The following is a 13,210-nucleotide window of genomic DNA, read 5'->3' on the forward strand; positions in this document are numbered from 1 at the left end:
TGCGGGTGTGGCTCGGTCCGCATCATGGCCGGGCTCCGGCCGCGCTCCCCTTCGGCCTGGTCCGGGCCACGACGCGGGAGAAAGAAGCCCACGACTTCATCGCTCCTGTCCTGGGGCTGCCCCGACGGCCCTTATCGACCGGAACCACCCCGGTCGACCGTTATTCCGTGAGCAACTCCGCCAGCTCGTCGGTGAATTCGGTGAGCAGGCTCAGTCGTGGTCCGCCGCGGGTGACACGGACGTCGTGGCGGCGGCCCCAGAAGGAACCCTGGACGGCATGGAACTGGGCCCACCGCCGGACGCGCTCGCGGTCGAGTTCCGCAGCCTCGGCGAACACGTCCAGGACACGGTCGACGGCCCTGTGCAGGTGCTCCGCCGCCAGGAGCGCGAGCGTTCGGGACCTGAGCAACGTACCGCCGTCGTACGCGGGATCCCCCACATACCCCTTGGGATCGACGGCCAGCCATGGCTCGCGGTCGGCGCGCAGGATGTTGCCGGCGTGCAGGTCGCCGTGGATGAGGATGTCGGGCTGGTCCCGGCCCAATTCCCGGACGGTCGCCACGGCGGCGTCGAGCACATGGCGCGGGAGCGTGTGGGCCGGCTCCGAGGCATCGACACGCAGCTGCTCCTCCCAGGCGGCGGCCTGCTCCCGCAGCCGTGGCAGGCCGGACGGGGCGGGGATGGCCAAGCGGCGGCTGAGCCCTCCGGCGACCGTCACCACCAGGTCACCGTCCTCGATCTCCGCCAGGGTCGACATCCGGCCCCGCTCCAGCAGCATCGCGAACCGGTCGTCCGCGCGCTCGTGGAGCAGAACGGCACCGCGTCCGCCCCACGCCGTGAAGGCATCGGGCTCATGGACATTGCCGGGGTGCGGAAACGACACCTTCAGCACGGCGGCTGCCCCGTCCCGCCGGCGCACCGGGACGATCACACCGACACCCCCGTGCACGACCCCGCCGTCCGGGACGCATGCCCAGCGCCCCAGCAACTCCTCCACGGTCCGCGGCAGTTCCGCCAGCCACTCCGCCCCGGCTTCTCCCTCGCGTTCGACGGTGCCTCGCGCGAACGCTTCTGGAATCGTGATCATCCCGGCACGATACGCCCGGCGCGGGCCACCGCGGGCGGCCGTCCGCCGTCCCGTCGCGGTACGCGGGGCCACGGCGATCCGCTCCCGTCAAGCCGTTCCCGCCGTTCCCGCTGCTCCCACCTCGGCCGCCTCAGCCACCTCAGCCACCTCAGCCACCCGTGAGAATCGCACGGCGGGCACCGAGAGCGGCCCTCAGCAGGCGTTCGTCCAGTTCCATCTCACCGTCCCGCGTGGAGTCGTTGACGGGAATCCGGGTACGCCGGTCGATCATCGCCGTCACGGCCGGCAACACGGGCAGGGCCCGGTGGCCCATGCGGGCGAGGGCGTCGAGGTAGTACTCACCCACCGCGTAGTCGGCGATGTGCGGCACCATGAGCGCGAGCAGCCCCGGCAGGGAGCGCGGGCCTGCATGCCGCAGCCACAACGGTGCGCACACGGCCTGCGTCCGGCCCGGCCGCCGAAAGGTGAGGTTGTACAGCTGGGCCGCCTGCCGGAACGTCAGCGGGCCCTCGTCCAGCAGGGCGCGGAAGACTTCGGAGGCGTGCGTGAGGCGGCCGATGCCCATGGGTCTGCCCGCCAGGAGTCCGGCGGCGGACGCGCTGTCGTACGAAGGCCCGGCGCCGCCCCGGGGGCCGCAGGCCTTCGGGTACGGGGTGAAGGTCACCCGTGCCGTCGCGGCATCGTGCACGCGCTTCGCCTCCTCCGAGATCAGCGCTGTCGCGAGTGCCTCGGCCACGGCCGGGCCTGTCCCCTTTCCGCAGTGACGGACGAGCAGGGGCACCAACTCCACCGGGGCAGCCCGCCAGGCATGACAGGCCGAGCGGGCGAGCCCGGCACCGGTGTCCCGGGTCGCCGGATCATCGAGGAGGCGGGCCACGACGTCATACGTGTGCCGCTCACGCCGCAACCCGTACAGCACCCGTCCCCAGCGCTCGCCCATGCCCTCCACATGCTGTCCGGCCTCCCGCGCGTCGGCGAACAACGCGGCGTCCACGGCGGGCCGGTGTGCGGGAGGGGCCGTTCTCAGTGTCTCCAGGTGGGCAAGGAAACGGACCGATGCCGACGCATCGCCCCGCAGGTGGCCGACCGCACCGCCGAGCGCTTCCGCGAGGGCGGTGCGCGCAACGGGATCGGTGAGCTCAGCGAGGGCGGCGAGATCGTCACGTCCCGCACGCACGAGGAGCCGAGCCGCTTCGCGCCGGACGGCCTCGTCGGGGTCGGTGAGACGGACCGTCGCCGCCTCGGCCGCCCGGGGCCAGGGTCCGTCGTGGACGAGGCTCTGGAGGAGCAGCAGGGTTTCTCGACGTACGAAGGGGTCGTCCGAGTCGGCGAGTTGGAGCAACCAAGCGGCGACGGGTCCGGAGCGGTCGGCGCGTACGGCGTCCAGGACCGCGACGCGGGAAGGGTGGGCGGGTGTGGTGGCCGAGGCGCAGGCAACGGCCTCGTCCAGCCACTTCACCGTACGGGGCGGTGGCCGCCCTTCCGTGCTGCTGATTCAGTCATGCGGCCGATCATGTCATGGGCGCCGACGGGACGGCCAGGCATTCGACCTGCCCGGCCGCGCTCCGCCGCCGCCTCATGTGCGGCCCAGGAAGGGGAGTTGACGGAGCACACCCGTATCCGCGGATGCGCGGGCCTCCGCCGATGTCTGCCTCGTCGACGGCGCCGATGCCGTCCTCATGGGGCACCTGTGCGGGACCGTACGAGCGACGGGTCAGCGCTTCGAGGGTCCGTTCGCTCCGCGCCTCACTGCGAGGACGGCCTGTCGGTCGCCGCACAGCGGCGGTTCGGCGGCCGGAAGGAGACGTACGGCAGTCAGCCGGGGGCGCCGGGGAAGTCCGGTTCGGTGGAGTCGCTGTCAGGGATCAGAGTCGCCAGAATTTCCGCGGTGGCGGCGGCCTGGTCGATGGAGCGGGGCATCATGACGTTCTCGTACGCGGCGACCGCATCGTCGATGGTGGGCTGGCCGACGATATTCCGGGCGGGTTCGGCGCCGTCGAGCATGGCGAGGTTGGCGCCGTCACCGGCAGGGGGCATCAGATGGGCGGCGTCGCCGAGCAGGGTGATGCCGGGGACACGGTTCCAGGTGTGCGGGACCGGGAGGACGAACACGGGCTGATTGGTGAACGCGCCGTCGTTGTGCCGCATCAGGTCGAGCAAGCTGTCGTCGAAGCCCTCGTACATGCCCAGCAGGCGGGCGCGTACGGCTTCGGTGTCGGCCGGGCCGATGCCCTCGTGCCAGTCGAGCGGGCCGCGGAAGGCGACGTAGACGCGGATGCCGCCGCTCGCGTTGCGCTGGGCCATCAGCCACAGCCCGGAGAACCGGCGCATGCGCCGTACCCGGCTCCACCGCCCGCTGGTTCATGAGCCGACGACGCCGACAGGGGGCTCCTTCCGCGGAGCCCCCATGTCATCCCGGGCGGCCGGACCCTTCGTATCGTCGCCGCCCGGGGCCGCCCCCGGCGCGGCAGCGCTCCCGGACCTCCCGTCACACCGCCGCGCCAGCGCACGTCGGGTACGTCAACGCGACTCGCCCCTCAACGGCTTCCCCGGCAACGCTTCGACCTGCAACTCCCCCGCGCTGACCACCGGCACACCGCCGACGAACAGATGCCGCACGCCCACGGAAGGCCGTGTGGAGTCGAAGTACGTGGCGGAATCGGTGATCGTCGCGGGGTCGATGACGACGATGTCGGCGTCCGCGCCGATCCCCAGGTGTCCCTTGGCCCGCGCGCCGGGCGCCACCTCGTCGAGGACGCGCGCAGGCAGATGGGCACACCGCCGGAAGGCCTCCGGCCAGTCCCAGGCACCACTCTCCCGCACCATCACCCGCAGCGACCTGGCGAACGTGCCCGCCGTTCGCGGGTGCGTCCTCCCACCCGGCGGAAGCGGCCAAACGGTGCTGTCGGTGCTGCCGTCCTTCCAGAAGACCGGCATCGCGTCACTGGCGATGATCGCGTCCGGGAAGGCAAGAGCGCTGCGCAGCATCCCCAGATCGCGCGGGTTCCCCTCGTCGAGGAACTCCAGAATGCACGGGGCCCCGGGGTCGCTGCTCCGCAACTGCCGCAGGCGGCCCTCATCGGCGATGCGCTCCCCGGATTCGAGCATCACGACGCTCGACGGGGACAAGCCCTTCATCCGCAGCCGTTCGGCATCGAGGAAGGCGGCCCCGATCGCCGTGCTGCCCGCGCCGTACGGGTAGGCCTCGACGGTCACGCGTGATCCCGACCGCCGTGAGCTGTCCAACGTGCTCAACACGCGATCGATGTGGTGGCCCGACGTGCTGTTGACGTGGCAGTGATGCATCGCGGCGCCGGTCTCGGCCGCGGCGATGACGATCTCCTGCGAGCCGTCCGCAGGCGTGGCGGGGTCCATCTCGACGAGCTCGCGGACGTGTGTGTACGTCGGCACGCCGGCCCTCGCCGCGAGCCGGGCGACCGCGAGGAACTCGGCGGGCTCGCTGTGGGGCGCGTACCCGAGGAGCACTCCGATGCCGAGCGCTCCGGCGGCGAGCTCGCCCTCGATCAGTGCCAGCCACTGCGCGAGTTCACGGTCCGAGGAAGAGCGTTGCCACGTGAGATTTCCCAGCACCGCGAGGCTGCTCACCGCCCCCGCGTCGGGTTGGATGCCCGAGAGCACCTGTGCCCTGGCACTGCTCCACGAGGCGGAGAACCCGTAGTGCAGCGGCCGTCCCTCCGCCGCTGCCTCGGCGTACGCCCGCTCGATGGGCATGAGGCCGGCTTCGAGGTCGAGCGCTGTCGTCACGCCGTCCATGGCCTGCAGCCGCTGCCCTGCGACCGAGTGCACATGACTGTGCAGGTCGACGAAGCCCGGACCGACGATGAGACCGGTGACGTCGACGATCGCGCAGCCCGGCGGCGCGTCGAGCCCCGGGGCGACGGCGCCGACGACGCCATCGGATACGAGCACATCGGCGATGGTGTCGAGCCCGGTTCCCGGGTCGATGACACGGCCACCGCGCAAAAGTGTCTGCACGCTTCGTCTCCTCAAGATCGCGGAGCACCTGTTGGTCTTCCGGGCGACCCTAGGAGAGAACCCGGAACCGCTGTTCATCCGGGCGGACGAAACCCTGGCGGCCGGTTCGTGTGCCCCGACGATTCCGGGTAGGCAGAAGTCGTGTCGGCCTCCAGGAGCGTCCGGATCCCGGCCGCTCGCCCGGGGTGAAAGTGCTTTGCCGTGCACGATGTCCGCTGGGTAGCGTCGGTTTCCATGACCCCGGTTCTGCTCACCGAACGCCTGCGCCTGTCGCCGTACGTCCCCGACGACGAGGAGGCCTTCGTCGCGCTGTTCCAGGACGCTCGGGTGTCACGGTGGATGGGTGACGGGCCGACGCCGGAGGCGGAGACCCGTGCCCTGTTCGGACGGATCTTCACGAAGGTCTACGCACAGGAACTGTTCGATGTCTGGGCGGTCCGCCGGGACGGTGTGCTGATCGGGCACGCCGAGATCAAGCCCACCGAGGCGACCGGGGGTCATGAGGTCATCTACGCCCTGGCCCCGGATACCTGGGGATCGGGCCTGGGTACGGAGCTGGCCGAGGCCATCGTCGCCCACGGCTTCGTCGCCCTCGGGCTGTCCGACGTCCATGCCACCGTGGCCGCGCAGAACAGCGGCTCCCTGGCTCTGCTGAGCAGAATCGGCTTCACGCACGTACGGGACATCACCGAGGACGACGGCAGCACCACACGTCTGCTGACGCGCTCCCTCACCGCGACGAAGGGGACTTCCGCCGCCCCTCGGGCGAGAGCCGGCGGGGCGGGGCACTAGATTCTCGGCGTGACCGAACCTGCCTACCTCACCGCGGTCCGGGAGTCGTACGACACCGTTGCCGCCGACTATGCCGACCGCGTCAAGTCCCCTTCCGAGCTTGATCCCTTGTCACGCGCGATGCTTTCCGCGTTCGCCGAACTCGTTCGGGCCGCCGACCTCGGACCGGTCGCGGACCTGGGGTGCGGGCCCGGAAAGGTGACGGCCCACCTGGCCGAGCAGGGAGTGCCGGCTTTCGGGATCGACGTGTCGCCGAGGATGATCGAGCTGGCCCGGGAGGCCTTTCCTCACCTGCGGTTCGCCGTGGGCTCGATGACCTCGCTGGAACTCGGCGAGGACGCTCTCGGCGGCATCCTCGCCTACTACTCCACGCACCACACGCCGGCTGAACTGCTGCCGGTGGTGTTCGCCGAGTTCCATCGCACCCTGGCGCCCGGCGGTCATCTGATGCTGGTCGGCCATGTGGGCGACGACGAGATTCGGCGCCCCGCGCATGCCTATGGCGGACACGCCGTCACGTACGAGTCCCACCTGCTGCCGCCGGGCCGGATCGCCGAACTGCTGAGCCGGGCCGGGCTGGCCGTCGGCGCGCACCTGGTGGAGGCGCCCTGCGACGGGGCGACGAGGACGATCGCCACGTTCATGGCACGGAAACCGGAAACCCGTTCCGGACTCTGACACGTCGGATGATGCGGCTCCACCCCGCCCGGCACCATATGGCGCCGCCCGATACACATGACGCCACATGGCGCCGCGTGGCGCCATCTGACGCCACGCGGCACCATTTCTCGCTCTCAAGGGCACGTGGACATGGGCGACGCCACGCCCACGCAACGAGCAATCGATACATTCTCGCAGGTCAGAGGGTTCCCTCCCTCTCCCGCCAGGGAGGGAACCCTCCGCAACTTGCACATAGGGCCACAGTGATGCCATCATGGCATCATGGACCTCACGCCGTATATCGACAACCTCCGCCGCGAACTCTCGGTGGCCGCCGAAGCCGGTGGCGACGAAGCCCGCGAGCTGGCGGAGCGGCTCACCGCCCCGCTGGAGTCGGCCACCCGGCTGGCCATGCTCAATGTGCTCTCCGCCGCGACGGACGAGATCACCCGCGAACTCGCCCCGGGTTCGGTCGACGTACGGCTGCGCGGGCTCGACCCCGACTTCGTGGTGACACGGCCGCCCACCGATGGTGACGCCCCCGCCGAGCCGGCCCTGCCCGCCGAACCGCTCACCGCACCGTCCCCCGCCCAGGCCGACGGCGACGAGGGCGGCACGGCCCGCGTCAACCTGCGCCTGCCGGCCCACCTCAAGGCCCGCGCCGAGGAGGCCGCGGCCCACGAGGGCCTGTCGCTCAACGCGTGGCTGGTGCGCGCCGTGTCGGCCGCGGTCGACGGCGGTACCCGGACGCGCACGACGGAGAAGGCCCGGGCCGTCGGTCAGAGCTTCACGGGCTGGGTGCACTAGCCGCACCCCGCCCCGCACTGCTTCACCCACACCACGTCCCACCAGCGAGGACGTGCCAGAGAGCCAAGAGGACGGGACAGCCATGCCTTCTTTCGACACTCCCCAGCCGATCTCGGTCACCGCCCGGGTGGACGCGGGATCCATCCAGTTCACCGCCGCCGACCGCCCCGACACGGTCGTCGAGGTACGGCCCCGCGACCCGAAGAAGGACAAGGACGTAAAGGCCGCCGAGCAGACCGAGGCCACGTACGCGAGCGGCGTACTGACCGTCAGAACACCCAAGTCCAGCCTGCTCGGCCGCACCGGCACCGTCGATGTGACGGTCGACCTGCCCACAAACTCGCGCATCGACCTGACCGGCGCCTGGACCCAGGTACTCGGCGAGGGCCGGCTCGGCGAGGTCCGGGTGAAGACCTCGTCCGGCGACGTCCGCCTCGACACGACCGGCCCGCTGAAACTGACCGCCTCCCACGGATCGATCACCGTCGACCGCGTCGAGGGCCCCGCCGAGATCACCACCAGCTCCGGCAGCCTGCGCGTCGGCCTCGTCGACGGCACCGCCGTCCTCAAGAACTCGCACGGCACCACCACCGTCGGCGCCGCGACCGGCGAACTGCGCGTCAGCGGCGCCAACGGCGACATCCAGATCGAGCGCGCCGAGAACTCCGTCACCGCCACCACCGCCCACGGCGCCCTGCGCGTCGCCGAAGTCGCCCGAGGCACCGTCCAGCTGGAAACCAGCTACGGCGCCATCGACATCGGCGTCCGCGAGGGCACCGCGGCCTGGCTCGACGTCAGCTCAAGCTCCGGACAGGTACGCAACACCCTCACCACGTCCGAGACCCCCGCCAAGACCGAGAACACCGTCGAGGTCCACGCCAGGACCCGGTACGGCAACATCGACATCCGCCGCGCCCGCGCCTGAGCCCGGAAGGAGCAGCCCCAAGTCACGTACATCTCCGCGCACTTCGGCCCAGGAAGGAAATGAGGGCGCGCCCTGCCCGCTTGTGCCGCGCCGCACCCTCGTGTGCCACACGCCCTCACAGCGCGGCGGCGGTTCCGCCGCCGGCCGGCGCGTCACCGGCCCGGTCGCGATGAGGACTCGCAAGAGGTTCGCCTCTCGGCCCCGAGTCACCCGTCCGGGTCGAAGGCATCCCGCACACCCCGCCGGCCGCCGTTCAGCACCGGCCGGCGACTCCCTGGTCAACCCGGTCGACCGGGCGAGCGGGACGAGCCCGGTGAACAGAAGGATCCGAGGCCGCCCCGGCGTCGGCAGTCGCCACTCGGCCTACCCTGGCTCCGGGCACATCCCTCACATGCCCGGAACGACGGGAGATCCTCATGGCCGCGCCTGTAGCGGAAGAGCCCGGTACGCCGCCGAGCTACCCGCCGAAGACTCCGCCCCCTCCGAAGAAGCCGTCCTCGCCGCCCCGTCCGGAGGTCGGAGCCGACGGGCCGCTCACCGGAACCGCGCGAGTCGGTGCGGGCATGCGGGACCGGCGCGGAGCGAACTGGACCTTCGAGTCCGCCCCGTGGTCGGTGCGCAACGCCGGAGGCAGAGTGGTGGCCCAGCTGGGAGAGTGGGGACACCGGCCCGGCACCGCGGTCCTGGAGGCGGTGCGGGCGGTGACCACGCTCCTGGTGACCGCCGCGGTCGCCGACACCGGGCGCCGCGTCAGTGTCCACCTCTCCGACCAGGACGGGTACGCGTGCATCGTCGCCCTGTCGCACCGGACCGGCCCGACTCCCGGACACAGCCCGGACGGGGACGATGTCCTTCACCGGATCACGGCGCAGACGGGGGTGACAGCGTGCGGCACGGACACCGGTACCGACGGCCGCAGCCTCTGGGCCGTCATCAGCCTCTGACGGTACCCACCGCCCGGACGGCCGCTGTCGGGCGAAGCGGCCGTGAACTCGTGTCGCTCCGGCCCTGAACGGGTCTCATCAGGTCTCATCAGGCCGGATCGACCAGGACGGCGTCGCCGGAACGCCCGCACGCATCCACGTGCGCAAGCCCTCCGCCCCCGCGACGCACCACATCCGGCACCGCGCGCTGATCCGCCGGGGATCGCGGGACAGCCCTTAGCATGATCATCATGGACATCACCATTCACACGAGCGTCCTCCCCCACGTCGACCCGGACGCGTCCGTGGCCTTCTACCGCGACGTCCTCGGCTTCGAGGTCCGCAGTGACGTCGGACAGGGCAGGATGCGCTGGATCACGGTCGGTCCCGTCGGCCAGCCCGGCACCTCCATCCTTCTGGCGCCGCCGGCCACCGACCCCGGGATCACCGAGGACGAGCGCCGCACCATCGCCGAGATGATGGCCAAGGGCACATACGGCTGGATCCTGCTGGCCACCCGGGACCTCGACGGCACGTTCGCGCAGGTCAAGGCCGGGCACGCCGAGGTCGTCCAGGAACCGACCGAGCAGCCGTACGGCATCCGCGACTGCGCCTTCCGCGATCCCGCGGGCAACCTGGTCCGCGTCCAGCAGCTCGGCTGAGCCGTCCGGCCATCGGTTCGGCGCAGCACCTGAGCGGCCTCGGCGTGCCCGGCACGTGCCCCGGTGGCGTACGTCCTCCTCCACCTCGACGACCGCCTCCCGGCGCCCGGCCACGCCACGGCCGAGGACGAGTACCCCACCGTCGATGGCCCACATACGTACGTCGTCACGGCGCTTGCGGGCGGGTACGAGCCGTGGACGGACGGGGTCCCTGAACTCCCGCCGGTCCGGCGGGGTCCTGCCGGGCGGCACGGAGGCGAAGGTCAGCAGATCGATGGTGCCGGTGGACCGTCGCGCACATCGCGCCCCCGCAGTCAGCCGCGTGCGTCCACGAGCCCTTGCTGCACCTCCGCCACCAGGTCTCGGAGCCTCCCCCGCCGTACGCCCTCGTGGTCCAGCCACTCGTCGAAGCGCGGACGCAGGTGCCGCGTCATGCCCGTGCCGTGGCGACGCAGTACCGAACGGCTGATCGAGATCTCTTCCTGGAACTCCCTGCGCAGGTCATCGGTCCAGCCCTGTTCCCGGTCGGCCTCCTCCAGAGGGGCCTTGAGGGCGGCCACCGCCTCGTCGAGCAGCTGGAGCAGTTCCACCGATCCTCCCGAGGATCACCACGCGCGCCCCGGCCCGGGAGCCCCCGTCGCCATCAACACCTCTCGTACGCAAGTCTCCACGCTCACGGTCCGCGCCCCCGCCACACCCCCGGGCGTGAGACGCGTTCATCGTCGAGGCCGGTCCGTGCCGCCGGCCGTGGGCAACGGCGCCTGGTCCGGCCGGGCACGAAGCCCGTCGAGAACGATCACCAGATACCGGCGCCATGTCTCGAGCGGGCGTTCGGCCGACAGGCCCATGACGGCGTCGATCATCGCGGCGATGGGTACGACATCGGCCCCGGTGACGCCGTCGCGCAACGCTCCCTGGGCGTGGGCCCGCGCCACCAACTGCTCGCAGCGCGCGTTGATCTCCTGCCGCGCTCGGGCCAGGCCGGTTCCCTCGATGATGCCGTCGCGCATCAGCTCGCGCAGTCCGCGGTTGTCCGCGGCCCGCCCCAGCGCCTTCTCCAGAAAACCCGCCAGAGCGGCGAACCCGTCGTCCTCGGCCAGCGCCTCCCGCGCCATCGCCGCGATCCCGTCGAGCTCTTCGGCGAAGACGGCCGCCGCGAGGGCCTGCTTGTCCGGGTACTTCCGGTAGACGGTGCCCACTCCGAGGCCCGCGTGGTGCGCGACGTCGTTGAGTGTCGCCTGAAGCCCGCGTGCGGCGAAGACCTCGTGCCCGGCCCGGAGGATGCGCCGGCGATTGAGCTCGGCATCCCGTCTCAACGGGCGTGACTCCGCGGCACCGGATTCCCCGTCCGCCCTCCGCGCACCCATCCGCGGCTCCCTTCCGCTCACATGCCCCGACCACAACCGGATACAGCATATCCGGTTCATGCTACGGTCCCTCTAAGTGGATATTCGATATCCGCATAGTGGCTCCGACGCGCCCCGCCGCGTGCCGGCCGCTCGGTTCGGAAGGGAAGGAAGCCAGACATGCAGACCGTGGTCATCACCGGAGGAACCGACGGACTCGGCCGGGGGCTCGCCGTGCACTATCTGCGCCGAGGAGCACGCGTGGTGGCCGTGGGCAGTACGCCCGCCAAGGGGGAGGCTCTGCTGAAGGAGGCGGGAGCCCTCGCGGCCGCGGACCGAGCCGTCTTCCTGCGGGCCGATCTGACCTCGGTCGCCGCGGCCCGGGAACTCGTCACCGCGGTCAGGAGCACCTGCGCCACGGTCGACAAACTCGTCCTGTGCGCCCAGCGGTACCGGCTCTTCGGCCCCCGCACCGTCACCCCCGAAGGGTTCGAGCACAGCTTCGCCCTCGCCTACCTGAGCCGCTACGTCCTCGGTCACGGCCTGCGCGAGTCGATGGAGTCCGCGCCGCGACCGGTCATCATGAACGTCGGCACCCCGGGAACCCCCCTGGGCCGCATCCACTGGGACGACCCGCAACTGACACGCCGCTACAGCGGCACCAAGGCCACGCTCCAGTCCTTCCGCGCCAACGACCTGCTCGGCGTGGCCTTCGCCGCCCTGTACACCGACACACCGGTCCGCTACGTCGGCTACAACCCCGGCGTGGTGTCGACCGGCATGCCCGGCCATCTGCCCCCGCCCCTGCGCGCCCTGACCAAGGCGTCCTTCGCCTTGATCGCGACGTCCGTGTCCAAGGCCGTCGCGCCGATGGCCCGGCTCCTGGACGAGCCGCCGGGCGAGCGCTTCACCGCCTACCGCACCTCCCGCCGGCTCCCGCTGAAGGGACCCGCGTTCGATCAGGAAGCAGCGCTGCGTCTGCATCGCCTCACCGATGATCTGGTGAGCCGCCGGAGACCGTAGTCGCGCCGAACGGCGCACCGTCGATGCTGAGCCGCCGGGGGCGGCCTGTCAGAGGTCCCTCGTAGGATCCGGTCATGAATGACCCGATGAACCCATCACACCCAGGCGTTGTGAGCCCCGCCCAGGAATCGCGGGCAGAGACCGTGGCCCCGCTGGAGGCGTCGGTGGCAAGGCCGTTGCCCATCGACATGGTGGTCGCGCGCCGGGTCGTCGCGGCGAGGCGGGTCACGCGGACCGAAGCCGGCCGGGCCGCCGGGCCGCCCGACGGGAACGGCTGGCTGACGGAGCTCGTACAGCCGGATTTCGGGAGCTGGGAGGAGTTCACCGCCGCGCTGCGCGGCCACGCCCGTCCCGACCGGCTGTCTCTGATACCCGGGCTGTGCGCGGAAGTTCTGGGCGAGGACGCCCGTACGGTACGTACGCCGGCCGGCGGCCAGGAGCTGAACACCCCGTTCTTCCACCACGGGGACCTCGTGGTGGACGGGGATCTGGACGTGTGGTCCACGTTCGTGGTCACCGGCTCGTTGACTGTCAGCGGCGTTCTGGCCGACTGCGCTCCCGACTCCGTCGTCGCCGTCGGCGGTGATGTGCGGGCCCGTGCCGTGCACACCGAAGGCGAGATGTCCGTCGGCGGCGCCATCGAAGCCGACGTCGTCTACGGCTACTACAACAATCAGACGCTGCGGGCACGCACCATCCGCGCCCGGCTGGTCATCGAGGACGACCACCGCACGGATGCCACGGTGGAGGCGGAGACCCACCTCACTCCGGACGACTACCAGCAGGGGTACGGCACGGGCGTACAGGAGGTGCTGCGCGAAATACTGGTGGACGAGGTCTTCAGCGACGACGAGGACCAGGACGAGGAACAGCTCGACCGGGAGCTCCTCTTCGCCCGCCTGCGCAAGGCGGAACAGGTCTTCCGCACGAGCGGCATCGACCCGGCGGCGGACGGTACCGCGCACGCCGCGCCGCCGGCCGGATGAAGT

Annotated in this window: 14 protein-coding genes and 1 pseudogene; 9 read left to right on the top strand and 6 right to left on the bottom strand. The window is 71.3% G+C overall.

Annotated features, from left to right (window positions below):
* Positions 1–160 precede the first annotated feature (160 nt).
* Both ACIGJO_RS12320 and ACIGJO_RS12325 read right to left on the bottom strand, forming a co-directional pair.
* Positions 161–1,087 (bottom strand): aminoglycoside phosphotransferase family protein, encoded by a 927-nt coding sequence (locus ACIGJO_RS12320; protein ID WP_399956038.1) that lies wholly within the window; start codon positions 1,085–1,087, stop codon positions 161–163.
* A 148-nt stretch (positions 1,088–1,235) separates the two neighbouring features.
* A complete protein-coding gene (locus tag ACIGJO_RS12325) occupies positions 1,236–2,546 on the bottom strand; it encodes a hypothetical protein (RefSeq protein ID WP_399956040.1) in 1,311 nt (436 codons plus the stop codon).
* 93 nt (positions 2,547–2,639) lie between these two features.
* Between ACIGJO_RS12325 and ACIGJO_RS12330 the strand changes: the two are divergent.
* Positions 2,640–2,838, top strand: a pseudogene (locus ACIGJO_RS12330) (ketosteroid isomerase); the annotation flags it as partial.
* Between the two features lie 64 nt (positions 2,839–2,902).
* Here the strand turns inward: ACIGJO_RS12330 and ACIGJO_RS12335 are convergent.
* The gene (locus ACIGJO_RS12335) at positions 2,903–3,418 is read right to left on the bottom strand and encodes an FAD-dependent oxidoreductase (protein ID WP_399956043.1); all 516 of its coding nucleotides are present in this window, start codon (positions 3,416–3,418) and stop codon (positions 2,903–2,905) included.
* Positions 3,419–3,607: 189 nt separating this feature from the next.
* The gene (locus tag ACIGJO_RS12340; RefSeq protein WP_399956046.1) at positions 3,608–5,083 is read right to left on the bottom strand and encodes an amidohydrolase family protein; all 1,476 of its coding nucleotides are present in this window, start codon (positions 5,081–5,083) and stop codon (positions 3,608–3,610) included.
* A gap of 234 nt (positions 5,084–5,317) precedes the next feature.
* Between ACIGJO_RS12340 and ACIGJO_RS12345 the strand changes: the two genes are divergently transcribed.
* The 6 genes from ACIGJO_RS12345 (at position 5,318) to ACIGJO_RS12370 (ending at position 9,852) form a co-directional block, all read left to right on the top strand.
* On the top strand, positions 5,318–5,875 hold the full coding sequence (locus tag ACIGJO_RS12345) for a GNAT family N-acetyltransferase (RefSeq protein ID WP_399956049.1): 558 nt from the start codon (positions 5,318–5,320) through the stop codon (positions 5,873–5,875).
* Between the two features lie 9 nt (positions 5,876–5,884).
* A complete protein-coding gene (locus ACIGJO_RS12350) occupies positions 5,885–6,553 on the top strand; it encodes a class I SAM-dependent methyltransferase (protein ID WP_399956052.1) in 669 nt (222 codons plus the stop codon).
* A gap of 264 nt (positions 6,554–6,817) precedes the next feature.
* On the top strand, positions 6,818–7,342 hold the full coding sequence (locus ACIGJO_RS12355; RefSeq protein WP_399956055.1) for a toxin-antitoxin system HicB family antitoxin: 525 nt from the start codon (positions 6,818–6,820) through the stop codon (positions 7,340–7,342).
* An 82-nt stretch (positions 7,343–7,424) separates the two neighbouring features.
* Entirely contained in the window at positions 7,425–8,267 is an 843-nt protein-coding gene (locus tag ACIGJO_RS12360) for a DUF4097 family beta strand repeat-containing protein (protein ID WP_399956059.1), read from the top strand.
* Between the two features lie 416 nt (positions 8,268–8,683).
* On the top strand, positions 8,684–9,211 hold the full coding sequence (locus tag ACIGJO_RS12365) for a hypothetical protein (protein ID WP_399956062.1): 528 nt from the start codon (positions 8,684–8,686) through the stop codon (positions 9,209–9,211).
* 230 nt (positions 9,212–9,441) lie between these two features.
* A complete protein-coding gene (locus ACIGJO_RS12370) occupies positions 9,442–9,852 on the top strand; it encodes a VOC family protein (RefSeq protein ID WP_399956065.1) in 411 nt (136 codons plus the stop codon).
* A gap of 314 nt (positions 9,853–10,166) precedes the next feature.
* Here the strand turns inward: ACIGJO_RS12370 and ACIGJO_RS12375 are convergent, their stop codons facing one another.
* Together ACIGJO_RS12375 and ACIGJO_RS12380 are read right to left on the bottom strand one after the other, a co-directional pair.
* On the bottom strand, positions 10,167–10,442 hold the full coding sequence (locus ACIGJO_RS12375) for a hypothetical protein (protein WP_399956068.1): 276 nt from the start codon (positions 10,440–10,442) through the stop codon (positions 10,167–10,169).
* A 126-nt stretch (positions 10,443–10,568) separates the two neighbouring features.
* Positions 10,569–11,168: a TetR/AcrR family transcriptional regulator gene (locus ACIGJO_RS12380; RefSeq protein WP_399956071.1), complete on the bottom strand. Its 600-nt coding sequence runs from the start codon at positions 11,166–11,168 to the stop codon at positions 10,569–10,571.
* Positions 11,169–11,378: 210 nt separating this feature from the next.
* On the opposite strand from ACIGJO_RS12380, the gene ACIGJO_RS12385 reads away from it, so the two are divergent.
* Complete coding sequence (locus ACIGJO_RS12385) at positions 11,379–12,221, top strand: SDR family NAD(P)-dependent oxidoreductase (RefSeq protein ID WP_399956074.1); 843 nt, start codon at positions 11,379–11,381, stop codon at positions 12,219–12,221.
* A 110-nt stretch (positions 12,222–12,331) separates the two neighbouring features.
* Positions 12,332–13,207, top strand: coding sequence for a hypothetical protein (locus ACIGJO_RS12390; RefSeq protein ID WP_399956077.1), 876 nt, complete (start codon positions 12,332–12,334; stop codon positions 13,205–13,207).
* The last annotated feature ends 3 nt before the right edge of the window (positions 13,208–13,210 follow it).

This window comes from Streptomyces sp. NPDC079020 (assembly GCF_044542225.1).
Lineage (GTDB): Bacteria > Actinomycetota > Actinomycetes > Streptomycetales > Streptomycetaceae > Streptomyces.

Excerpts from the sequence above, each read along its gene's own strand:
- ACIGJO_RS12320 (WP_399956038.1), bottom strand. The coding sequence starts at position 1,087 with ATGATCACGATTCCAGAAGCGTTCGCGCGAGGCACCGTCGAACGCGAG.
- ACIGJO_RS12335 (WP_399956043.1), bottom strand. The coding sequence starts at position 3,418 with ATGCGCCGGTTCTCCGGGCTGTGGCTGATGGCCCAGCGCAACGCGAGC.
- ACIGJO_RS12345 (WP_399956049.1), top strand. The coding sequence starts at position 5,318 with ATGACCCCGGTTCTGCTCACCGAACGCCTGCGCCTGTCGCCGTACGTC.
- ACIGJO_RS12355 (WP_399956055.1), top strand. The coding sequence starts at position 6,818 with ATGGACCTCACGCCGTATATCGACAACCTCCGCCGCGAACTCTCGGTG.
- ACIGJO_RS12360 (WP_399956059.1), top strand. The coding sequence starts at position 7,425 with ATGCCTTCTTTCGACACTCCCCAGCCGATCTCGGTCACCGCCCGGGTG.
- ACIGJO_RS12365 (WP_399956062.1), top strand. The coding sequence starts at position 8,684 with ATGGCCGCGCCTGTAGCGGAAGAGCCCGGTACGCCGCCGAGCTACCCG.
- ACIGJO_RS12370 (WP_399956065.1), top strand. The coding sequence starts at position 9,442 with ATGGACATCACCATTCACACGAGCGTCCTCCCCCACGTCGACCCGGAC.
- ACIGJO_RS12385 (WP_399956074.1), top strand. The coding sequence starts at position 11,379 with ATGCAGACCGTGGTCATCACCGGAGGAACCGACGGACTCGGCCGGGGG.